Genomic DNA, 22,336 nt, shown 5'->3' on the forward strand with positions numbered 1-22,336 from the left:
TGGCACAGAAGATTACAGTGAAGGCCAGACGCTGACAAGCCCACGATTCCAGAACCCCACCCATGACCGCCGCCGAACTCACTGCCCTGCTGGTCTTCTGCACCGCGATGAGCTTTTCGCCGGGGCCGAACACCACCCTGTCCACGGCGCTCGCGGCCAACCTGGGGCTGCGCCGGGCGCTCAACTTCTGCCTGGCCGTGCCCACCGGCTGGACACTGCTGATGCTGGTCAGCGGGCTGGGCCTGGGCGCCCTGATCACCGGCGTGCCGACCCTGCGCATGGCCGTGACCCTGCTGGGCGTGGCCTACATGCTCTGGCTGGCCTGGAAGCTCAGCCGCGCGGGCCAGCTCTCCGACGTGGACAGCTCGCGCCTGTCGGTGACCTTCTGGCAGGGCGTGGGCCTGCAGTTCGTGAACATCAAGGCCTGGATGCTGGCGCTCACGCTCAGCGCGGGCTGGGTGGTGAATGCGGCCGGCCAGCCCTCCAGCAACCCGGGTGAACGCCTGGCCATCATCTGCGTGGTGATGATGGTGTTCGCCTTCACGAGCAATTTCGTCTATGCCCTGATGGGCTCCCTGCTGCGCCAGTGGCTGGCACAGGGCCGCCGCCTGCTGTGGTTCAACCGCGCCCTGGCCCTGGTGCTGGTGGTGACGGCCGCCTGGATGGTGACGCTATGAACCGCAGCCAGGAACGCGAAGCCCTGCTCTGGGGCCTGGTGGGCGTCACGCTGTTTGCCGCCACGCTGCCGATGACGCGCCTGGCGGTCGGCTCCACCGATGCACCGCAACTGTCCCCCTGGTTCGTCACCTTCGGGCGGGCCGCCGTGGCCGGGCTGCTGTCGCTGGCCTACCTGGGCTGGCAGCACGCCCAGGGGCGTCTGCGGGTCCCCGTGCGGTCGCAGTGGCCCGTGCTGGGTGTCACGGCCTTCGGCGTCATCGTCGGCTTTCCGCTGTTCCTGGCGCTGGCGCTGCGCCATGTGCCCAGCACGCACGGGGCCGTGGTCACCGCGCTGCTGCCCCTGTCCACGGCGGTGCTCGGTGCCCTGTGGTACCGGCAGCGCCCCTCGGCCGGCTTCTGGGCCTGTGCCGTGCTGGGCAGCGGCCTGGTGCTGGCCTTCATGACCTGGCGCGCAGGCGGCTTCTACCTGGGCGCGGCCAACATCTACCTGATCATCTCCATGACCACGGGCGCCCTGGGCTACATCGGCGGTGCGCGGCTCACGCCCAGCCTGGGCGCCGAGCAGGTGATCTGCTGGGTGCTGGCCTGTGCCCTGCCACTGACCTTGCCCGTGACCTGGTGGTTCGCGCCGGCCGTGCCTTCGTCCATCGGCAGCATGAGCTGGCTGGGCTTTGCCTATGTGGCCCTGTTCTCGATGTGGATCGGCTTCTTCGCCTGGTACCGCGCGCTGGCGCTGGGCGCCGTGCGGGTCAGCCAGATCCAGCTGATCCAGCCCTTCCTGAGCCTGCTGTTCGCCGTGCCGCTGGTGGGCGAACGCCTGGACCTGGCCACGGCCGGGTTCGCGCTGGCCGTGATCGCCACGGTGTTCGTGGGCAAGAAAATGCCCGTCCACCAGGCCGCCACCGCATGACGAACCCATTGCACACCTGAAAGGCCGACCCGCCATGCAGATGAACAATATTCCCTTCGCCGCCACCGACTGGAGCACGGTCGAGCGCGTGCAAAAGAGCGCCCAGGCCGGCCAGGCCTTCTGGCAGACGCTGCAGTACGGTGAGCTGCGCGTGCGCAAGGTGGAGTACACCCCGGGGCTATGTGTCGGACCACTGGTGCCGCAAGGGCCACGTGCTGCTGTGCCTGGCAGGCGAGCTGCACACGGAACTCGAAGATGGCCGGCAGTTCACCCTCACGCCGGGCATGAGCTACCAGGTGGCGGACAATGCCGAAGCGCACCGTTCGACCGCGCCCAAGGGCGCCACGCTGTTCATCGTGGACTGAACGGCAAGGGCTCTTGTGCTATGAAATACTCGGTGGAACAAGGCCTCGCGCGGCTTCCCGGCCCGGCGGGAGAGCGTTTTGCCGAACTGATCGCGCATGGCAGCATGCGCACGGAACTGTATGCACCGCGCGGGCACGACCCGCAGCAACCGCACGCACAGGATGAGCTGTACTTCATCCACAGCGGGCGGGGACAATTCGTCCAGGGCGAAGAGCGGCACCGCTTTGCGCCTGGCGATGCGTTTTTCGTACCGGCGGGCCAACCCCACCGCTTTGAAGAATTTACCGACGACTTTGCAACATGGGTGGTCTTTTGGGGACCGCCCACAGGAGAACGAGAGTGAAACTGAACGACCTGCCCCTCACCAGCAACCCCTGGACGCTGGCACGCCGCGCCGAGCGCATGAACCCCTCGGTGATCCGCGAAATCCTCAAGGTCACCGAGAAGCCCGGCATCATCAGCCTGGCCGGCGGCCTGCCCTCGCCCAAGACCTTCCCGGTCGAGGCCTTTGCCGCCGCCTCGGCCGCCGTGCTGGCCAACGACGGCCCCTCGGCCCTGCAGTACGCGGCCAGCGAAGGCTTCGGCCCGCTGCGCGAGGCCATCGCCGCCTTCCTGCCCTGGGACGTGGACCCGGAGCAAGTGCTGATCACCACCGGTTCGCAGCAGGGCCTGGACCTGATCGCCAAGGTGCTGATCGACACCGACAGCCGCGTGCTGGTGGAAACGCCGACCTACCTGGGTGCCATCCAGGCCTTCACGCCCATGGAACCCAAGGTGGTGGCGGTGGCCAGCGATGACCAGGGCGTGCTCATCGACGACCTGGTGGCCAAGGTCGGCACGGGTGCCGACAAGGCACGCTTCCTGTACGTGCTGCCCAATTTCCAGAACCCCACGGGCCGCACCATGAGCGATGCGCGCCGTGCCGAGCTGGTGGCCAAGGCCGCCGAGCTGAACCTGCCGCTGGTGGAGGACAACCCCTACGGCGACCTGTGGTTCGACAGCCCGCCACCCGCCCCGCTGACAGCGCGCAACCCCGAGGGCTGCATCTACATGGGCTCGTTCTCCAAGGTGCTGGCCCCGGGCCTGCGCCTGGGCTTCCTGGTGGCGCCCAAGTCGGTCTACCCCAAGTTGCTGCAGGCCAAGCAGGCGGCCGACCTGCACACCCCCGGCTACAACCAGCGCATGGTGGCCGAGGTCATGAAGGGCGGCTTCCTGGACCGGCACGTGCCCACCATCCGCGCGCTGTACAAGCAGCAGCGCGATGCGATGCTGACCGCGCTGGACAAGGAGATGCAGGGCCTGTCCGTCGAGTGGAACAAGCCGGACGGCGGCATGTTCCTGTGGGTGCGCCTGCCCGAGGGCATGAGCGCCATCGAACTGCTGCCCAAGGCCGTGGAGCGCAACGTGGCCTTCGTGCCCGGTGCGGCCTTCTATGCCGACGATGCCGACCACCGCACGCTGCGCCTGTCGTTCGTGACCTCCTCGGCCGAGCAGATCGCCACCGGCATCGCCGCGCTGGCCGCTGCCATCCGCGACCACCAGGCCAAGGGCTGAGCGGCATGCTGCGCCTGTGGGGACGGCTGTCGTCGATCAACGTGCGCAAGGTCGTGTGGGCCGCGCAGGAGCTTGGCATCAGCCTGCAGCGCACCGATGCCGGCGGGCAGTTCGGCATCGTGCGCGAGGCCCGCTACCTCGCCATGAACCCCAACGGCCTGGTGCCGCTGGTCGAGGACGAGGACACGGGCCTGGTGCTGTGGGAGTCGAACCCCATCGTGCGCTACCTGTGTGCCCGCCATGCGCCGGGCGACCTCTACCCCGAGGAGCTGCCCGAGCGCTTTGCGGCCGAGCAGTGGATGGACTGGCAGCAGACCACGCTGAACCCGGCGGGGCGTGATGCCTTCATCCAGTGGGTGCGCACACCGGCCGCGCAGCGCAACGAGTCGCTGATCGCCGCCTCGGTGGCCGCCACCGAGCCGCTGCTGGACCTGCTGGACACGCACCTGGCGCACCAGCCCTTCATGGTGGGAGAGCGCTTCACCATGGCCGACATCCCGGTGGGCTGCGAGATCCACCGCTGGTGGGGCCTGCCCCAGGAGAGGGCCGCCCGGCCGAACCTGGACCGCTGGTACCAGGCGGTGAGCTCGCGCTCGGGCGCACGCGGCGTGCTCGACCAGGCGTTATCCTGACGGGACCATCCGCCCGCAAGACCGCACCATGCAGCCACGCCCCTTCAAGCAGATCGACGTCTTCAGCGACCACCCCGGCGATGGCAACCCCGTGGCCGTGGTGCTGGAGGCCGAAGACCTGGGCGATGCGGACATGCGCCGCTTTGCCGCGTGGATGAACCTGTCGGAAACCACCTTCCTGCTGCCGCCCACCGAGGCCGGCCGCGCGCAAGGGGCCGACTACCGCCTGCGCATCTTCAGCCCGCAGGGTGAGCTGCCGTTTGCCGGCCACCCCACGCTGGGCACCTGCCATGCCTGGCTGCAGGCCGGCCATGCGCCACGGTTGGAGGGCCTGGTGGTACAGGAATGCGCGCTGGGCCTGGTGCGCATCCGGCGCGAGGACCACACCCTGGCCTTTGCCGCGCCACCGCTCAAGCGCAGTGCGCCCAGCCCGGCCCTGGTGCCGTTGATCGCCAGCGCCCTGGGCGTGCGCCCGGCGCAGATCCTGGGCACGCAACTGCTCGACAACGGCCCCGTGTGGCTGGGCATGCTGCTCGACAGCGCCGACACCGTGCTCGGCCTGCAGCCCGACCATGCGCGGCTCATGGACCTGGGCCAGTCGGTGGGCGTGGTGCATGTGGGCCCGCATGCCAGCGACACCAGCCGGCCCGGCGTGGTGGTGCGCGCCTTTGCAGCCCCCATGGGCAACCGCGAAGACCCGGTGACCGGCAGCCTCAACGCCAGCCTGGCCGAATGGCTCATTGCCGAAGGCCTGGCACCGCACAGTTACCAGGTCTCGCAGGGCGAGTGCCTGGGCCGCGCAGGGCGGGTGCAGATCCGCCAGGACGGCCACCAGGTGTGGGTGGGCGGACGCTCCGTCACCTGCATCGAAGGCACGGTGCTGCTGTGATGAAGCCCCGACCCGTTCCCCTTCACGCCAGCGGCTGATTTGCAGCCCGGCACCACGGAAAGAGGCCCAGGCCAGCCCCCAGGCGTGGCCCGGCCAGTGACCGCTCTTTGTTCCACCATCCCCACTGACACAGGCATCCCATGAAACTGCGCCCCTTCCAGCAAGTCGACGTCTTCACCGACCAGGCCTACCGCGGCAACCCGCTGGCCGTGGTGCTCGATGGCGAGGACATCACCACCGAGGCCATGCAGGAGTTCACCAACTGGACCAACCTGTCCGAGGCCACCTTCCTGCTGCCGCCCACGCCCGAAGGCCGCGCAGCGGGGGCCGACTACCGCGTGCGCATTTTCTGCCCCGGGCGCGAGCTGCCGTTTGCCGGCCACCCCACGCTGGGCAGTTGCCATGCCTGGCTGGGCGCGGGCGGCAAGCCGCAGACGCCGGGCCGCGTGGTGCAGGAATGCGGCGTCGGCCTGGTGCCGCTGCGCCAGGACGGCGAGCGCCTGGCCTTTGCCGCGCCCGAGCGCCTGCGCAGCGGCCCGCTGGACGAGGCCGACGTGGCGCTGATCGCTCGCGGCCTGGGCGTGGACCGCGCCGACATCCTGCACCACGCCTGGTGCGACAACGGCCCCAAGTGGCGCGGCGTGATGCTGAAATCGGCCGAGCAGGTGCTGGCACTGCGGCCCGACAGCGCCATCCTCGCGGGCCTGGATATCGGCGTGGTGGGCCCGCGCGGCAAGGTCGGCGTGATCGGCGCCGACACCGCGCGCGAGGACATCGCCTTCGAGGTGCGCGCCTTCTTCCCCGGCAATGCCGGCCTGGCCGAAGACCCGGTAACCGGCAGCCTGAACGCGGCCCTGGCGCAATGGCTGATCGGCGAAGGCCTGGCACCCGCCAGCTATGTCGCCAGCCAGGGCACGGCCCTGGGCCGCGCCGGGCGGGTACATGTGCACCAGGAGGGCAGCGAGATCTGGATCGGCGGCCATTCGGTGACCTGCGTGCAGGGCGAGGTGCTGCTGTGACGGCACAGACCGCTGCCTGCATCGACCACCTGGTGGTGCTGGCGCGCGACCTGGCCACGGGCGTGGAGTGGTGCGAGCGCACGCTCGGCGTCACGCCCGCCGCAGGTGGCGAGCACCCGCTGATGGGCACGCACAACCGCCTGCTCAATGTCTCCAGCCCGGCCCATCCGCGCGCCTACCTGGAGGTCATCGCGATCAATCCGCAGGGCACCAGGAGCATTCCCGAAAGCGACCGGCGCTGGTTCGACATGGACGAGGCCGCCCTGCAGCAGCAGGTGGCCGAGCACGGCCCGCAGCTCATCCACTGGGTGGCCTCGGTGCCCGACGTGGCGGCCAGCCTGGCTGCACTCGCTGCCCTGGGCGTGGACCGGGGCCGGGCCATCACGGCCAGCCGCCCCACGCCCCAGGGCCTGCTGCAGTGGCAGATCACCGTGCGCCCCGACGGCCAGCGGCTGTGGGACGGCTGCCTGCCCACGCTGATCCAGTGGGGCGCCGCGCACCCCTGCGATCACCTGCCTGCCAGCGGCGTGCAGCTGCAGTCGCTCACGCTGCAGCACCCGGACGCCGCCGGTTTGGGTGCGGCCTGCGATGCCGCGGGCCTGCGCGCCATCGCCACGGCCCTTGCCGGCCCGGCACCTCTGCTGCAGGCGGCACTTTCTACGCCGCGCGGCCCCGTGGCCTTGCGCTCGGCCCCGCCCCCTTCCACCCCATCGACGGAGTAGGCCACCATGCTCGCACCCCAGGAACTGATGCTCTTTGCGCTCGCCGCGCTGCTGCTCGTGCTCACGCCCGGGCCCAACATGGTCTACTGCGTCTCGCGCAGCCTCACCCAGGGCCCGCGCGCCGGCCTGCTCTCGCTGGCCGGTGTGCTGGCGGGTTTTGGCGTGCACCTGCTGGCGGCCTCGCTCGGCCTCACGGCCCTGCTGGCGGCCGTGCCCATGGCCTTCGACGCCATCCGCATCGCGGGTGCGGCCTACCTGCTGTGGCTGGCCTGGCAGGCCGTGAAGCCGGGGGGCGCCGCGCCCTTCGAGGCGCGCGACCTGCCGCACGACACGCCGCGCAAGCTCTTCCTCATGGGTTTCATGACCAACCTGCTCAATCCCAAGGTGGCCATGTTCTACCTGTCGTTCTTTCCGCAGTTCCTGCACCCTGAACGCGGCCAGTGGCTGCTGCAGAGCCTGAGCCTGGGCGCCGTGCAGATCAGCATCAGTGGGCTGGTCAACGCCCTGCTGGTGCTGTTCGCAGCCCGCGTGGCGCTGTTCATGAACCGCAGCCAGGGCTGGATGCGCGCCCAGCGCTATGTGATGGGCACAGTGCTGGGCCTCTTGGCCGTGCGCCTGCTCACCGAAAAGAGGCCTGCCGCATGAGTGCCCGGCCCTCCCCCCCCCTGCCCTGGCTGCCGGGCCTGGCCGACATCGAGGCGGCGGCCGAGGTCGTGTACCGCGACTTCGCGCCCACGCCGCAGTACCGCTGGGGCCTGCTCAGCGAGCGCCTGGGCACCGACTGCTGGCTCAAGCACGAGAACCACACGCCCGTGGGTGCCTTCAAGATCCGTGGCGGGCTGACCTATTTCGACCAGCTCGCAACGCGCGGTGCCCTGCCGCGCGAGGTGGTCAGCGCCACGCGCGGCAACCATGGCCAAAGCATGGGCTGGGCCGCGCGGCGCCACGGCGTGGCCTGCACCATCGTCGTGCCCCGGGGCAACTCGGTGGAGAAGAACGCCGCCATGCGCGCCCTGGGCGTCACGCTGATCGAGCATGGCAGCGACTTCCAGGAGGCGCGCGAGCATGCCATGCAACTGGCCGCCGAGCGCGGCGCGCACATGGTGCCCAGCTTCCATGCCGACCTGCTGCGCGGCGTGAGCACCTACTGGTGGGAATTCCTGCGCGCGGTGCCACAGCTCGATGTGGCCTACGTGCCCATTGGCCAGGGTTCGGGCGCATGTTCGGCCATTGCGGCCAAGCTGGCGCTTGGCCATGGCGTGCGCATCGTCGGTGTGGTGAGCAGCCATGCCACCACCTATGCCGATTCGCTGGCCGCGGGCCGCGTGGTCGAGGCGCCCGTGACCACCGAGCTGGCCGACGGCATGGCCTGCCGCGTGGCCGATGCCGAGGCGCTGGCCATCCTGGCGCCGCACATTGACCACATCGTGCAGGTCAGCGATGCCCAGGTGGCCGCCGCCATGCACGCGATCTACACCGACACGCACAACGTGGCCGAGGGCGCGGGTGCCGCCGCCCTGGCCGCGGCGCTGCAGGAGCGCGAGAGCCTGCGCGGCCTGGCGGTGGGGCTGGCGCTCACGGGCGGCAATGTCGACGCGCCGGTGTTCAGCCGCGTGCTGGCGGGCTGAGCCGCACCACGGCACTGTCTCCAAGGCTACTGGCGCCACGGCTCCGGTCGCTTGGGAGACAAACGGCCAGGCCGGTGCCTGCCCACAATCCGGCGCATGGGAACCCTTTACCTCGTGCGCCACGGCCAGGCCTCGTTTGGCGCAGACGACTATGACCAGCTGAGCGCGCGCGGGCGCGAACAGGCGGTGCGCCTGGGCGAGCACTGGCGCGAGCGCGGCCAGGTCTTCGATGCCGTGATCACCGGCACGCTGCGCCGCCACACGCAGACGCTCGAAGGCATTGCCGAAGGCCTGCAGACCACCCCCGAGGTGCTGCAGATGCCCGGCCTCAATGAATACGACAGCCATGCGCTGATCACCGCCATCCACCCCCAGCCCCTGCCCAAGCCCGATACACCCGAGCTCTACCGCCACCATTTCCGCCTGCTGTGCGATGCGCTCGCGCAGTGGATGGCCGGGGTGATCAGCCCCCAGGGCATGCCCAGCTGGAACGAATTCAGTGCCGGCGTGCGGTCTGCGCTCGACCATGTGCGCCAGCACCATGTGGGCCACAACGTGCTGCTGGTGAGCAGCGGCGGCCCGATCTCGACCGCCGTGGGCCAGGTGCTGGGCACCGCGCCCGAGGTGACGATTGCGCTCAACATGCGCATCCGCAACAGCGCGGTGACGGAGTTCAGCATCGCCCCCAAGCGCCTGATGCTGCAGACCTTCAACACCCTGCCGCACCTGCAGGCGCTGGAGCATGCGGACTGGCTGACGCACGCGTAAAGGCATCCAGCCTGGCTGGTTGGCTGGTTGGCTGGTTGGCTGGTTGGCTGGTTGGCTTACATAAATTTATTGCAAAACAATAATTATTTGCTGTTTAATGGCAACTCCATGCACTGTCTGGAGTTGCCATGCGCCGCCGCCACCTGTTGGGCCATGCCCTGCTGACCCCTTTTCCGCTGCTCGGCGCCCTGAGCGGCTGCGGCGGCTCCCTGGGCGCCACCAGTCCCCAGGCCGAGGTCTTCGCGCCCGGCGGCGTCACGGTTCCAATGCAACGGCAACAGCACCCCCATGTGTCGGTGGCGGTGCGTGCCAACGGCCAGCCCCTGCGCTTTCTGCTCGACACAGGGGCGGACCACAATGTGCTCACGCCGCGCGCGGCGGCCATGCTGGGCCTGCCCCTGTCCGAGGAGCGGGTGCCCAGTTCCGGGGCCGAGGCATCGGCCCCGCCCGTGCCCTGGACGGTGCTGGACGACCTGGCTGTGGGTGATGCCGCGCACCTGCGGCGCGAAGTGGCCTTCGTCATACCGCTGCCCGACGAATTCACCCACGACGGCATCCTGGGCGCCACGTTCTGGCGCGCTTTCGCCGCGCGCCTGGACTATGGCCGTGGCGAGCTCACGCTGGCGCCCGTGGGCCGGCTGGCACCACCACCGGGGGCCGTGCGCCTGCCCCTGCAGGTGCTGCCCGGCGGCAAGATGCTGGTCCAGGCCAGCGCCGCAGGGCACACCGGCTGGTTCTCGGTGGACACCGGCGATGGCGGGGCCGTCACGCTGTTTCGCCCCGCGGTGGAGCGGCTGGGCCTGCGCAGGGCGCTGCAGCCCTCGGTGCGCATGCCCACCGGGGTGAGCGTGGGCGGCACCACCTGGGCGGATGTGGCACGCCTGCCCGTGTTCGAACTGGGCCCCTGGCAATGGCCACGGGTACCGGTGCACCTGTCTCTCGCCACAGGGGGGCTGTTCGGCAGCGACGCCTGGATGGGCAACCTGGGGGGCGAACTGTGGCGGCGCTTTGCCGTCACCATCGACGTGGCCGGCGGCGCGCTGTACCTGGAGCCCCAGGCGGCGTTCACCGAGCCGTTTGCCGGGCCGCGCAGCGGCCTGATGGCGCGCTGGAATGGCGAGCGCTTCGAGGTGCTCCATGTGGTGGCCGGCAGCCCCGCGGACCAGGCGGGTGTGCGGCCAAGCGAAGCACTGCTGGCGGTGCAGGGACATGGCCTGGGTGCCAGCGATGTCGGCTGGCTGCGCGCGCAACTGGCAGCGGCACCCGGCACGGCACTCGCCTTGCAGCTGCGTGCCGCCGATGGTGCCGAGCGCCAGGCCACGCTGGTGCTGCGGGAACTGGTCTGACTCAGGGCGGGCTGGCGCCGTCCGGCGCGTCGCGCAGGGTGCTCAGCGGCAATGCCACCATCTCCTGCAACAGGGCCACGAGCTGCGTGGCTGCGGCATCGACCACCTGCCGGCCCTTGTCGGCCGTGGCGGCAGCGGCATTGCCCACGGCGCCGGCCGGATGGTAGTCCTGCATCTGCCAACCGAGCTTGGCGCTCTTGCCGTTGCCCAGGAGGGCGTACTGCTCCGAGCGGTCCTGCGAGGTGGAGCGGAAATCCTGCGCATGCGCCATGTGCACGGTACCGGGCGCCAGGTGCAGCATCATCGAGGTCTCGATCTCGCCCGCATGGATGCCGAAGCGGTGCTCCTGTGCACTGAACTGGCCGGCCACGGCATCGGGCAGCGGCAGGCTGAACCAGCTGGCGCTGTAGACCAGGAGGTCGCAGCGCGTGCGCAGCTCGCGCGCCACGATGTCCATCACGCTGACCTGGCCGCCATGGCCGTTGAACAGCAAGAGCTTCTTCACGCCGGCGCGCGCCACGCACTCGCCCAGCTCGGTCCACAGCGCGATGATGGTGGCCGGCGAGAGCGTGAGCGTGCCGGGGTAGCGGATGTGCTCGGGGCTCAGGCCCACGTTCTGCGGCGGCAAAAAGAGCACCGGCAGATCCGCCGGCAGCAGCGGCAGCGCGGCATCGATCACGCCCTGCAGCAGCGTGGCATCGACCGACAGCGGCAGGTGCGGCCCGTGCTGCTCGATGGCCGCCACCGGCAGCACGGCCACGGTCTGCGCCGCCAGGCCCGAGGCCTTGCGCTGCGCGAAATCGCGCGTGCCGAGATCGGCCCACCAGCGCGGGGGCGTGGCGGCGGGTGGGGAAGAGGGAGGCACCGGTGGCTGCGTCATGCCCGCCATGGTAGCGGTGTCAGCCCAGAACGATCTCGTCCTGGTGGTTCGCGATGTGGAAGGTGTGGGCACGCGCAAAGTCGGCCTTGTCCAGCGCGCCGTAGGCGAAATGCGGGCGCAGCGCCCCGGCGTGGGCGTTGAACCGCGCGATGGCAGCGCGCAAACGCTGGGCCGCCGGCTTCCAGTCGCCCGACATGGTGAGCGCCGGCGCCGCGGGAATGGGCTCGGCCAGGCCATGCGACATGCGCCCGCGCCAGCCGAAGAAGCCGAATGCTGCAGCACCCAGGGTGCGCTGGAACAGGGCGCTGTTTTCCTTGGGGAAGCCGTCCATGCTCATCTCGATGCTCTGCGACAGGTGCTCGAGCACGGCCACCAGCGGCCAGGCGCCCGTGGTGCGGGCCTGGGGTGTGGCCTCCAGCTTGTCCAGCCAGCGCAGCGCGCCGGACAGGTCGGCGACCTTGGGCTCATCGGCCCAGCCGAGGGCGGGGACCAGGACCAAAGGGGCGGCGATCAGGGCGGTGCGGCGTTTCATGGTGCACCGATGGTAGCGCCCCCTGCAGCCGCACGGCGCTGCCGCTACCATGCGGGGATGACCCACGATCTGTTCCGAGAAGACGGCTACCTGCGCGAATGCAGCGCCCGCATCACCGCGATCACCGAGGCCGGCATCGTGCTCGACCGCACGGTGTTCTACCCGCTGGGCGGCGGCCAGGCCGGCGACGCCGGCAACCTGCTGCTGGCCGATGGCACAGCCATCACTATTGCCGACACGCGCAAGGGCAAGGACGCCGACGGCCAACCCACCGCCGACATCGTGCACGTGCCGGACCCGGGCCAGGAAGCGCAGCTGGCCGCGCTCGCCACCGGCACGCCCGTCACCGCGCGCATCGACTGGGAGCGCCGCCACCGCCTGATGCGCCTGCACACCACCACCCACCTGCTGTGCCACCTGGTACCGCAACTGGTCAATGGCTGCTCCATCACGCCCGAGTACGCGCGCCTGGATTTCTCCATGACCGACCCGCTCGACAAGGATGCGCTGACGGCCGGCATCGCCGCGCTGGTCGCAGCCGCCCACCCGCTCACCGTGGCCTCGATCAGCGACGAGGAGCTTGACGCCAACCCGGCCCTGGTCAAGAGCATGAGCGTGCAGCCGCCGCGCGGTTCGGGGCGCATCCGCACCATCCGCATCGGCGGCGAAGGCGATGCCCCGCTGATCGACCTGCAGCCCTGCGGCGGAACGCACGTGGCCAATACGGCGGAGATCGGCGCCATCGTGGTGACCAAGATCGAGAAGAAAAGCGCCACCACGCGGCGCGTGGTGCTGGGCTTTGCTGCCTGAGGCCAGGGCCCTCACCGCTGGGTCAATCGTCAAAAAACATCAACCCAACCCCTGGATACACTGCGCCACGCTGCGCGGTGGTACCTTGGGCGGCCTGCCGCCCGTTCGCGGCACCGCCACTTGACCGCCTGCCGTTTTCCGCTGCCCCATGTCCTTTCCCAAGCGCCTTTCCCTGACCCGCCCTTCCCTGGCTGCCCTGCGCCAGCACCGCTGGGCCCGCCGCGCGGCCGTTGCGCTGGCGGCCTTGCTGGCCCTGTGGCTGCTGACCTGGCTGGCCGTGCCGCCCCTGCTCAAGGGCCCGCTGCAGCGCGCGGCCAGTGAGCAACTGGGCCGCGCGGTGACGGTGGGTGCCATCGATTTCCAGCCCTGGTCGCTGGAGCTCACGCTGCGCGACATTGCCGTGGCCGGGGCCGATGGCGGCACACCGCAGCTCACCATCGCCCGCGTGCATGTGGATGGCGAGCTGCAGTCGCTGCTGCGCCTGGCGCCCGTGGTGGACGAGTTCACCGTGGAGTCGCCCGTGCTGCACATCGCCCACCTGGGCGAGGGCCGCTACGACGTGGACGACGTCATCGCCAAGCTCACCGCCCCGCCCGCCGAACCCCAGCCGGACACTGGCCCCGCCCGCCTGGCGCTGTACAACCTGGCGCTCACCGGCGGCAGCATCGACTACGACGACCGCAGCGTGGGCAAAAAGCACAGCCTGCGCGACCTGGCGCTCAAGGTGCCGTTCATCAGCACCCTGCACTCGCAGCGCGAGGTGAAGGTGGAGCCCCACCTGGCCTTCACGCTCAACGGCAGCCGCTTCGATTCGTCCGCCCAAGGCACGCCGTTTGCCCAGACCGGCAAGACCGATGCCGCCGTGCGCTGGGAAGGCGTGGACCTGGCCCCTTACCTGGCCTACCTGCCCGCCAGCCTGCCTGTGAAAGTGCAGGGCGCCACGCTCGATGTGAACCTGAAGGTGGCCTTCGAGCAGGCCCCGACAATGGCCGTGAAGCTCACGGGCAGCGTGCAGGCCAGCAATGTGCGCCTGACGGACCGCGCTGGCCAGGACCTGCTGGCCTATGAACGCCTGAAGATCGACCTGGCCGACGTGCGCCCGCTCGACCAGGTGGTACGGCTGTCGCAGGTGGAGCTCATCGCCCCGGTGCTCAGCGCCCGCCGCGATGCCGCAGGCCAGGTCAACCTGGCGCAGCTGGCACCGGCCACACCGCCAGCGGATGCAGTGCCAGCCAGCGCAGCCTCTCGCCCCGCATCGTCGGCCAGCGGGAAGGCCGCTGCCGCCAGGCCCTGGACCGTGGAAGTGGCCCACACGATCGTGCGCGGCGGCACGCTGCGCTGGGCTGACCAGTCCACCCGCCCCGCCGCGGCCCTGGAGGCGCGCGAATTCACGCTGGACGCCAAGGACCTGGCCCTGCCCTGGGCCCACCCTGTCACGTTCGAGGGCGGCCTGAAGCTGCAGGATGGCAGCCTGGCCTTCCAAGGCGAGGCCACGGACCAGAAGGCCCAGGTGCAGGCCAGCCTGAATGCGCTGGCCTTGCCCTTGGCCGCACCCTACCTCGCCCAGGTGCTGGAGCCCACCGTTGCGGGCCAACTCACGGGCGACATCGGCGTGCAGTGGGCTGCGGCCGACACACCGGCGGCCACCGGCATCACGCTCACGGCCGGGCCGCTGGCGCTGGAGCAACTGGCCCTGCGCCAGGGCAAGTCACAGCTGGCCAGCCTGGGCCGGCTGGAGCTCAAGGGCCTGCAACTGCCCCTGGACAAGCGCACCGCCACGCTGGAGAGCCTGGTGGTCACGCAGCCTAAAGTCACTGTGGACCGCGACGCCGATGGCCGCTGGATGTTCGAGCGTTGGATGAAGGCCCAGCCCGCGGCAGCAGACGAAAGCGCTGCCACCGCGCCTGCGGCCGCAGCCCCCTGGGTGCTGCGCGTGGCCGACTTCGCGCTGCAGGGCGGCACCGTCTCGCTGGCCGACAGGGCCCAGGCCCGCCCCGTGGCGCTGGAGCTGTTGGCCCTGGGCATCACGGCGAAGAACCTGGCGACCGACGGCAGCAAGCCCGAAGCGCTGCAGCTCTCGGCCCAGGTCGCCACCGGCAAGGGCAGCACGCCCGGCAAGCTCGACTACCAGGGCACGCTGGCACTGCAGCCGCTGGCCACGCAGGGCAAGCTCAATGCCACGCGCCTGCCGCTGCATGCGCTGGACGGCTACCTGGCCAGCCAGCTGTCCATCGAGCTGCTGCGCGCCGATGTGGGCTTTCGCGGCGATGTGGCCTTTGCGCAAGGCGACAAGGGCCCCAGCCTGCGCCTGTCGGGCGACGCCGTGGTCGATGACCTGAAGGCCAACAGCACCTCGGCCTCCACCCCCAAGACCGAAGCCCAGGTGGGCGAGGAACTGCTGGCCTGGAAGAGCCTGAACCTGCGCGGCCTGGCCCTGGCCACCGCCCCCGGCACGGCACCGCGGCTCGAGGTCAAGGAGACCAGCCTGGCCGACTTCTTCGCACGCATCACCATCAACGAGGCCGGCCGCATCAACCTGGGCGACATCGCCAAGACGCCGGCCGAAGCCCAGGCAGCCAACGCCGCCAGTGCGGCCAAATCGGTGCCACCCACGCCGGTGCCCGCGGCATCCACACCGTCCGCCGCCGTGGCGACAGCGCCAGTGGACCCGCTGGCACCGGTGGTGCAGTTCGGCCCGGTGAGCCTGGTCAACGGCAAGGTGCTGTTCTCGGACTTCTTCATCAAGCCCAACTACTCGGCCGACCTGTCGGAACTCACGGGCAAGCTCAGCGCCTTTTCCACGGCAGCGCCCGGGGGCGAGCCGGTGCTGGCCGACCTGGAGCTGCGCGGCAAGGCCGAGGGCACGGCCTCGCTGGAAATCACCGGCAAGCTCAACCCGCTGGCCAAGCCGCTGGCGCTGGACATCGCGGGCAAGGTGCGCGACCTGGAGCTGCCACCGCTGTCGCCCTACGCGGTGAAGTATGCGGGCCACGGCATCGAACGCGGCAAGCTCAGCGTGGACGTGGCCTACAAGGTGCTGCCGAGCGGCCAGCTCACGGCCAGCAACCGGCTGGTGCTCAACCAGCTGACCTTTGGCGAAGCCGTGGCCGGCGCGCCCAACAGCCTGCCCGTGAAGCTGGCCGTGGCCCTGCTGGCCGACCGGCAGGGCGTGATCGACCTGGACCTGCCGCTCAGCGGCTCGCTCAACGACCCCGAGTTCCGGGTGGGCCCGGTGATCTGGAAGATCATCGTCAACCTGATCGGCAAGGCCCTGACCTCGCCCTTCAGCCTGCTGGCCAGCGCGCTGGGCGGCGGCGACGAGCTCAGCAGCGTGCCGTTTGCCCCGGGCAGCGCCACGCTGAGCCCCGAGGCGCAGCAGAACCTGGCCAAGGTGGTCAAGGCGCTGACCGACCGGCCCAACCTGCGCATCACCGTGACCGGCCTGGCCAGCCTGCAGGCCGAGCGCGAAGGCATCCAGCGCGAGCACCTGCAGCAGCTGGTGTTGGCCGAGAAGCGCCGCGCCAGCCCGGCGGACACAGCACCGGTGCAGGCCGCCGAATACCCCGCCCTGCTCAAGGAGGTGTACCGCCGCGCCGACATCCCCAAGCCGCGCAACCTGGTGGGCCTGGCGCGCGAGCTGACCACGGCCGAGATGGAAGCCCTGCTGCTGGCCAACCAGCCTGCCACCGAGGCCATGGCGCAGGAACTGGCCACCCAGCGGGGCCAGGCCGTGCGCAGCTACCTGCTGGCGCAGAAGCTGCCCGTGGAGCGCCTGTTCCTGGCCGCGCCGCGGGCAGGAACCCAGCCGGAAAAATGGTCTCCCCAGGCGCAGATGAGCCTGGCGACACAATAAGGGGCCACTCCATTGCGCTGGAACCAATCGCCGGTTCCAGCGCTCACACCCTGCAACATGCCCCACCGCCCGCCGTCCCTGCTCGTCAAAGCTATATTTTTCATAGCATTTCTGCTCGCCGGCGCAGGCAGCTGGGCCCAATTGCCTACCAAGGGCAGCGGCGCCGCCAGCGCCGTGGTCACCACCCCCCATGTGCGCGCCGAACTGATCGCCCACGCACCGCAGGGCATCGAGCCCGGCCAGCCGCTGTGGCTGGGCCTGCAGATCACGCACCAGCCCGAGTGGCACACCTACTGGAAGAACCCCGGCGATTCGGGCCTGCCCATCGAGATGGCCTGGACCCTGCCGGCCGGGCTGGACGCGGGCGAGATCGCCTGGCCGCTGCCCAAAAAGATCCCCATCGGCACCCTGGCCAACTACGGCTACGAGGGCACGGTGCTGCTGCCCGTGCCGGTCACCGTGGCCAGCACCTTCGCGCCCAAGGCCCTGTCGAACGATGCCACGGTGCGCCTGCACGCCACCTGGCTGGTGTGCCGCAAGGAATGCATTCCTGAAGAGGGCGACTTCACCCTGACCATCCCCGCGCGCAGCACGACGGCCATGCACGGCGCGGCCTTCGATGCGGCCCTGGCGGCCCAGCCCCGGCCCGTGGCGGGCCAGGACAGCCAGGCCCGCATCGAGGGCGGTACCCTGCAGCTGAGCGTGCAGGGCCTGCCCGAGGCGCTGCGCGGCAAGACGCTGGAGCTGTTCCCCGAGACGCCCGAGGTCATCGAGAACGCCGCCGCCTGGACCCAGGCCTGGAAGGGCGCCGTGTGGACCGCCGAGGTCCCGCTCTCGGCCCAGCGCAGCAACAGCCCCGACCCCATGCCCGTGGTGCTGGCCGCCGATGGCCAGGGCTACCGCGCCGAGCTCAAGGTGCTGGGCGCCTGGCCCGCGGTGGCTGCCGCGGCCGCGGTATCGCCCGCGCTGGAGGCGGCGCTCAAGGCCAATGCGGCAGCTGCCCCGCCCGGCCCGCCAGCCACCACCCCGGCACCCGCCGCCACACTGGCGGCAGCCCTGCTCAGCGCCCTGCTGGGCGGTCTGCTCCTGAACCTCATGCCCTGCGTGTTCCCGGTGCTGGCCATCAAGGTCGTGGGCTTTGCCCAGCATGGCCAGGACCGGCGCGCCCACCGGCTCAGCGGCATTGCCTACACCGCGGGCGTGGTGCTGTCCTTCCTGGCGCTCGGCGCTCTGATGCTGGGCCTGCGCGCCGCGGGCGAGGCCATCGGCTGGGGCTTCCAGCTGCAGTCGCCGGCCGTGGTGGCGGGCCTGGCGGCCTTGTTCACGCTGATCGCGCTGAACCTGGCGGGGGTGTTCGAGTTCGGGCATTTCCTGCCCTCCTCGGTGGCCAGCCTGCAGGCGCGCCACCCGGTGGCCGACTCCTTCCTCACCGGCGTGCTCGCCGTGGCCGTGGCCTCGCCCTGCACCGCCCCGTTCATGGGCGCCTCGCTGGGCCTCACGGCCACGCTGCCGGGACCGCAGGCGCTGGCCGTGTTCGCGGCGCTGGGCCTGGGCCTGGCCCTGCCCTACCTGGCGGCCGCCTTCGTGCCTGCGGTGGCGCGCGCCCTGCCGCGCCCCGGCGCGTGGATGGACACGCTGCGCAAGTTCATGGCCTTCCCCATGCTGGCCACCGTGGTCTGGCTGGTCTGGGTGCTGGGCCAGCAAAGCGGCATCGACGGCGCGGGCGCGCTGCTGATCCTGCTGGTAGCCCTGGGCATGGTGGCCTGGGCGCTGTCGCTCGCGGGCACGGCGCGCCGTTTCATGGCGCCGGTCTCCGTGCTGGCGCTGGCGCTGCTGGCCTGGACCTTTGCGCCCCACATCACGAATGTGGCTGCCGCGCCCACGTCCACTGCCACGACCAGCACCACCGGTCCGCAGTGGCAGGCCTGGACACCCGGAGCGGCCGAGCATCTCGTCGCGAGTGGCCGCCCGGTGTTCGTGGACTTCACGGCCGCCTGGTGCGTGACCTGCCAGTACAACAAGAAGACCACGCTGGCCGATGCCGGCGTGCAGGCCGATTTCGCGGCCAAGAACGTGGCCCTGCTGCGCGCCGACTGGACGCGCCGCGACCCGGCCATCACCGCAGCCCTGGCCCAGCTGGGCCGCAGCGGCGTGCCGGTGTATGTGCTGCACGCCCCGGGCAAGGCACCCGTGGTGTTCTCCGAGATCCTCGGCGAAGCGGAACTGCGCGCCGCCGTGGCGGCGCTGTAAGACCAGCCGGTCGGCAGGGGCTCCGCCTGGAAATCCAGGGCCGCATCACCCATACTGCCCCACCACCGTCCCTCACCTGGAGATCTTTCATCCATGCTGCTTCGACGTACCCTCATCGCCCTGCCCCTGCTGCTGACCGCCGCTGGCGCGCAGGCTGCCGCCACCGTGGGCCAGCCGGCCCCCGAGATCACCCTCAAAGACACCACGGGCAAGACCGTGCGCCTGTCGGACTTCAAGGGCAAGCATGTGGTGCTCGAATGGACCAACCCCGGCTGCCCCTTCGTGCGCAAGCACTACGACAGCGGCAACATGCCCGCCACGCAGAAGGACGCGGCCGGCAAGGACGTCGTGTGGCTGGCGGTCAACTCCACCGAAAAGGCCAGCGGCGACTACCTGGAGCCCGCCAGGCTGACCAGCTGGCTCAAGGAGCGCCAGTCGGTGCCCACCGCCATCCTCATGGACGAGGAAGGCACGGCCGGCCGCGCCTACGGCGCGCGCACAACGCCGCATATGTACATCGTGAACCCGCAGGGCCAGCTGATCTATGCCGGCGGCATCGACAGCATTCCCTCGTCCAAGGTCGACGACATCCCGCGCGCCACCAACTATGTGAAGACCGGGCTGGCGGAGGCCCTTGCAGGCAAGCCGCTCACCGCGTCCACTACGCGGCCCTATGGCTGCAGCATCAAATACAAAGATCCTGCCTGACGAATAGCGCATCTACACTGGTGGCATGAGCACCATCAGCGAACTGCGCCATATCCTCGCAAGCTGCCGCACCATCGCGGTCGTGGGCCTGTCGCCGCAATGGCACCGACCCAGTTTCTTTGCGGCCAAGTACATGCAGGCCCATGGCTACCGCATCGTGCCGGTGAACCCCATGGCGAGCGAGATCCTGGGCGAGCGCTGCTACCCCAGCGTCACCGCCGCAGCGGCCGACCACCGCATCGACATGGTGGACTGTTTTCGCAAGAGCGAGGACATCCCGCCGCTGGCCGAAGAGGCCATTGCCATCGGCGCGCAGTGCCTGTGGCTGCAGCTCGGTGTCGTTCATGAGGCTGCGGCGGCGCGGGCCCGTGCGGCGGGCCTGGCGGTGGTGATGGACCGCTGCGTGAAGATCGAGCATGCGCGCCTGTTCGGCGGGCTCAACTGGGCGGGTGTGAACACGCGCGTGATCTCGGCCAAGCGCCCGCAGCAACTGCCCTACTGAACAAGAAGAGCACCAGAGAGACATCCGCCCATGGAAAAGGACAGAGACTACGGCTTCGGCACGCGCGCCATCCATGCGGGCGCCATTCCCGACCCGGTGACCGGCGCGCGCGCCACGCCCATCCACCAGACGACGAGCTTCGTCTTCGACAGCGCCGAGCACGCCAGCAGCCTGTTCAACCTGCAGACCTTCGGCAACGTCTACAGCCGCATCAGCAACCCCACGGTGGCCGTGTTCGAGGAACGCATCGCCAGTCTGGAGAACGGCCGCGCCGCCCTGGCCTGCGCCAGCGGCATGGCCGCGCAGATGGCGGCGCTGCTGGCCATCCTCAAGACCGGCGACCACATCGTGGCCGCCAGCACGCTCTACGGCGGCACGGTGGGCCAGCTCGGCGTGGGCTTTGCGCGCCTGGGGATCGAGACCACGTTCGTGGACCCGGCCGACCCGGAGAATTTTGAGCGCGCCGTGCGCCCCACGACCCGCGCCGTGTACGGCGAGACCATCGGCAACCCGCTGGTCAATGTGCTCGACATCGCGGCCGTGGCCGACGTAGCGCACGCCCACGGCGTGCCCCTGGTCATCGACAACACGGTGGCCAGCCCCTACCTGTGCAACCCGCTGGCCTTCGGCGCCGACATCGTGGTGCACAGCGCCACCAAGTACATCGGCGGCCATGGCACGACCATGGGCGGCGTGGTGGTGGAGGGTGGCAAGTTCCCGTGGGACAACGGCCGATTCCCCGAGATGGTCGAGCCCAGCCGCGCCTACCACGGCGTGAAGTTCTACGAGACCTTCGGCGACTTCGGCTACACCATGAAGGCGCGCATGGAGATCAACCGCACCTTCGGCGGCGTGCTCTCGCCCATGAACGCCTGGCAGCTGCTGCAGGGCGCCGAGACCCTGCACCTGCGCATGCGCGAGCACTGCCGCAACACGCTGGCCGTGGCCAAGTTCCTGCAGGCCCACCCCAAAGTCAGCTGGGTCAACTACCCGGGGCTGGCCGATTCACCGTACCACGCCCTGGCGCACAAGCAGTTCCGCGCGGTGGACGGCACGCCGGGCGCCTCGGGCATCCTGACCTTCGGCATCCAGGGTGGCGCCGCGGCGGGCGAGAAGTTCATCGACGCCTGCGAGTTCCTGAGCCACCTGGCCAACATCGGCGACGCCAAGACGCTGGTGATCCACCCAGCCTCGACCACGCACCGGCAGCTCAACGACGAAGAGCTGGCCCGCGCCGGCGTGAGCGCCGACATGGTGCGCCTGTCGGTGGGCATCGAGGACCTGGACGACATCCTCTGGGACATCGACCAGGCGCTGTCGAAAACCTAGCGCTCGCCGCCCTGTGCGGCGCCCAGCCGCTGCGACAGGCTGCGCGCCGTCTCGCGCAGATGCCCTGCCGCGGCACTGTCCGGCCCGGTGCGCAGCGTAGCGCTCGGGCCGATCACGGCCAGGCACAGCACCAACTGGCCGAAGCCGTCGAAGACCGGCGTGGCCAGGGCGCTGATGCCGGGCAGCAACCGGTCGGTGACCTCGGCCACCTGGTGGGTGCGCACGGCGTCCAGTTCCGCGGCAAAGGCCGGGTCGTCGAGCGCCCCGGCATGGCCGTCTGCGGCCAGGGCGGCAAGGGTGCGCTCGCGCGGGCCGAAGGCCGCGAACACCTTGCCCGTGGCCGTGTGCCGAACCGATGCGGTCGTGCCATGGCGCATGGCCACGTAGACGGCGGTGGGCCCCTCTTCCACCCGGATGATGGTGGGCCCGCTGTCGCCCCAGACCGATGCCGACACGGTGTAGCCGATGCGCTGGGCCAGGGCCGGCAGCTCGGCAATCGCCAGCCGCACCGGGTCGACCTGCTGCAGGCTGATCAAGCCCAGTTGCATGGCCAGCGGCCCCAGGCCATAGTGGCCACTCACGGCGTCCTGCTCGATCAGGCCCAGCTTGCCAAAGCTCACGAGGTAGGGGTGGGCCTTGGCGGGCGTCATGTCGGCGGCACGCGCCAGGTCCTTGAGGGCCATGCGCCGGCCGGTGCGGGCCAGCACCTTGAGCAGTTGCCCGCCCACCTCCACACTCTGGATGCCGCGCGGCGCACGGGGGCTGTCTTCGTCGTCGGCAGAAGCAAGGTCACGGGAAAGGTCGTCCATGGCGCCATTGTCCACCGAGCCTGCAGCGATCCTGTCCACCCTGGGGTTTCCACTTAAACAAATGAATTAGACATTAACGAATTTATTGCCTATGATCAAAACATTCCGTTTAGGTGAATGCATTCCACTAAACCAAATCAACCGGTACCAC

At 70.1% G+C, this 22,336-nt stretch carries 21 protein-coding genes and 1 pseudogene; 19 read left to right on the plus strand and 3 right to left on the minus strand.

Annotated elements, in window-relative coordinates; all coding sequences use genetic code 11:
- Positions 1 to 62 precede the first annotated feature (62 nt).
- The 13 genes and pseudogenes from AC07PA_RS15890 to AC07PA_RS15950 all read left to right on the plus strand — a co-directional run bounded on the left by AC07PA_RS15890 (position 63) and on the right by AC07PA_RS15950 (position 10,512).
- Entirely contained in the window at positions 63 to 677 is a 615-nt protein-coding gene (locus tag AC07PA_RS15890; RefSeq protein ID WP_007852191.1) for a LysE family translocator, read from the plus strand.
- Complete coding sequence (locus tag AC07PA_RS15895) at positions 674 to 1,588, plus strand: DMT family transporter (RefSeq protein WP_007852190.1); 915 nt, start codon at positions 674 to 676, stop codon at positions 1,586 to 1,588. The genes AC07PA_RS15890 and AC07PA_RS15895 overlap by 4 nt, the downstream gene beginning before the upstream one ends.
- Positions 1,589 to 1,622: 34 nt before the next feature.
- A pseudogene (locus tag AC07PA_RS15900) lies at positions 1,623 to 1,953 on the plus strand (DHCW motif cupin fold protein).
- A 20-nt stretch (positions 1,954 to 1,973) separates the two neighbouring features.
- Complete coding sequence (locus tag AC07PA_RS15905) at positions 1,974 to 2,297, plus strand: cupin domain-containing protein (RefSeq protein ID WP_494606994.1); 324 nt, start codon at positions 1,974 to 1,976, stop codon at positions 2,295 to 2,297.
- Entirely contained in the window at positions 2,294 to 3,508 is a 1,215-nt protein-coding gene (locus AC07PA_RS15910) for an aminotransferase-like domain-containing protein (RefSeq protein ID WP_494606992.1), read from the plus strand. The genes AC07PA_RS15905 and AC07PA_RS15910 overlap by 4 nt, the downstream gene beginning before the upstream one ends.
- A gap of 5 nt (positions 3,509 to 3,513) precedes the next feature.
- A complete protein-coding gene (locus AC07PA_RS15915; RefSeq protein ID WP_007852178.1) occupies positions 3,514 to 4,140 on the plus strand; it encodes a glutathione S-transferase family protein in 627 nt (208 codons plus the stop codon).
- Between the two features lie 28 nt (positions 4,141 to 4,168).
- The gene (locus tag AC07PA_RS15920) at positions 4,169 to 5,029 is read left to right on the plus strand and encodes a PhzF family phenazine biosynthesis protein (RefSeq protein WP_007852172.1); all 861 of its coding nucleotides are present in this window, start codon (positions 4,169 to 4,171) and stop codon (positions 5,027 to 5,029) included.
- 140 nt (positions 5,030 to 5,169) lie between these two features.
- A complete protein-coding gene (locus tag AC07PA_RS15925) occupies positions 5,170 to 6,048 on the plus strand; it encodes a PhzF family phenazine biosynthesis protein (RefSeq protein WP_007852166.1) in 879 nt (292 codons plus the stop codon).
- A complete protein-coding gene (locus tag AC07PA_RS15930; protein WP_007852163.1) occupies positions 6,045 to 6,770 on the plus strand; it encodes a VOC family protein in 726 nt (241 codons plus the stop codon). Before AC07PA_RS15925 ends, AC07PA_RS15930 begins: the two co-directional genes overlap by 4 nt.
- 6 nt (positions 6,771 to 6,776) lie before the next feature.
- Complete coding sequence (locus tag AC07PA_RS15935; RefSeq protein ID WP_145697174.1) at positions 6,777 to 7,415, plus strand: LysE family translocator; 639 nt, start codon at positions 6,777 to 6,779, stop codon at positions 7,413 to 7,415.
- Positions 7,412 to 8,398, plus strand: a complete 987-nt coding sequence (locus AC07PA_RS15940) for a threonine dehydratase (protein ID WP_494606988.1) — start codon at positions 7,412 to 7,414, stop codon at positions 8,396 to 8,398. Before AC07PA_RS15935 ends, AC07PA_RS15940 begins: the two co-directional genes overlap by 4 nt.
- A 96-nt stretch (positions 8,399 to 8,494) precedes the next feature.
- Positions 8,495 to 9,166: a histidine phosphatase family protein gene (locus AC07PA_RS15945; RefSeq protein WP_007852158.1), complete on the plus strand. Its 672-nt coding sequence runs from the start codon at positions 8,495 to 8,497 to the stop codon at positions 9,164 to 9,166.
- 128 nt (positions 9,167 to 9,294) lie between these two features.
- Entirely contained in the window at positions 9,295 to 10,512 is a 1,218-nt protein-coding gene (locus tag AC07PA_RS15950; protein ID WP_494606986.1) for a retropepsin-like aspartic protease family protein, read from the plus strand.
- 1 nt (position 10,513) lies between these two features.
- On the opposite strand, the gene AC07PA_RS15955 is transcribed toward AC07PA_RS15950, so the two are convergent.
- Together AC07PA_RS15955 and AC07PA_RS15960 are read right to left on the minus strand one after the other, a co-directional pair.
- The gene (locus tag AC07PA_RS15955; protein ID WP_035202765.1) at positions 10,514 to 11,392 is read right to left on the minus strand and encodes a creatininase family protein; all 879 of its coding nucleotides are present in this window, start codon (positions 11,390 to 11,392) and stop codon (positions 10,514 to 10,516) included.
- A gap of 19 nt (positions 11,393 to 11,411) precedes the next feature.
- Positions 11,412 to 11,924 carry a DUF1569 domain-containing protein gene (locus AC07PA_RS15960; protein WP_007852154.1) on the minus strand — a complete coding sequence of 171 codons (513 nt, stop codon included), beginning with the start codon at positions 11,922 to 11,924 and terminating at the stop codon, positions 11,412 to 11,414.
- Positions 11,925 to 11,981: 57 nt separating this feature from the next.
- Between AC07PA_RS15960 and AC07PA_RS15965 the strand changes: the two genes are divergently transcribed.
- The 6 genes from AC07PA_RS15965 (at position 11,982) to AC07PA_RS15990 (ending at position 21,376) form a co-directional block, all read left to right on the plus strand.
- A complete protein-coding gene (locus AC07PA_RS15965; RefSeq protein ID WP_007852153.1) occupies positions 11,982 to 12,734 on the plus strand; it encodes an alanyl-tRNA editing protein in 753 nt (250 codons plus the stop codon).
- A gap of 148 nt (positions 12,735 to 12,882) precedes the next feature.
- Positions 12,883 to 16,587 carry a DUF748 domain-containing protein gene (locus AC07PA_RS15970; protein ID WP_494606983.1) on the plus strand — a complete coding sequence of 1,235 codons (3,705 nt, stop codon included), beginning with the start codon at positions 12,883 to 12,885 and terminating at the stop codon, positions 16,585 to 16,587.
- 57 nt (positions 16,588 to 16,644) lie between these two features.
- Positions 16,645 to 18,837: a protein-disulfide reductase DsbD family protein gene (locus AC07PA_RS15975; protein WP_494606981.1), complete on the plus strand. Its 2,193-nt coding sequence runs from the start codon at positions 16,645 to 16,647 to the stop codon at positions 18,835 to 18,837.
- Positions 18,838 to 18,930: 93 nt separating this feature from the next.
- Positions 18,931 to 19,545, plus strand: coding sequence for a thioredoxin family protein (locus AC07PA_RS15980; RefSeq protein WP_494606979.1), 615 nt, complete (start codon positions 18,931 to 18,933; stop codon positions 19,543 to 19,545).
- A gap of 25 nt (positions 19,546 to 19,570) precedes the next feature.
- On the plus strand, positions 19,571 to 20,047 hold the full coding sequence (locus tag AC07PA_RS15985) for a CoA-binding protein (RefSeq protein ID WP_494606977.1): 477 nt from the start codon (positions 19,571 to 19,573) through the stop codon (positions 20,045 to 20,047).
- Between the two features lie 30 nt (positions 20,048 to 20,077).
- Entirely contained in the window at positions 20,078 to 21,376 is a 1,299-nt protein-coding gene (locus tag AC07PA_RS15990; protein WP_494606975.1) for an O-acetylhomoserine aminocarboxypropyltransferase/cysteine synthase family protein, read from the plus strand.
- Here AC07PA_RS15990 and AC07PA_RS15995 read toward each other — a convergent pair.
- Entirely contained in the window at positions 21,373 to 22,185 is an 813-nt protein-coding gene (locus AC07PA_RS15995; RefSeq protein ID WP_494606973.1) for an IclR family transcriptional regulator, read from the minus strand. The two genes, AC07PA_RS15990 and AC07PA_RS15995, sit on opposite strands and share 4 nt — an antisense overlap.
- Positions 22,186 to 22,336: the final 151 nt, after the last annotated feature.

It is taken from the genome of Acidovorax sp. GW821-FHT09B03, from assembly GCF_059418305.1.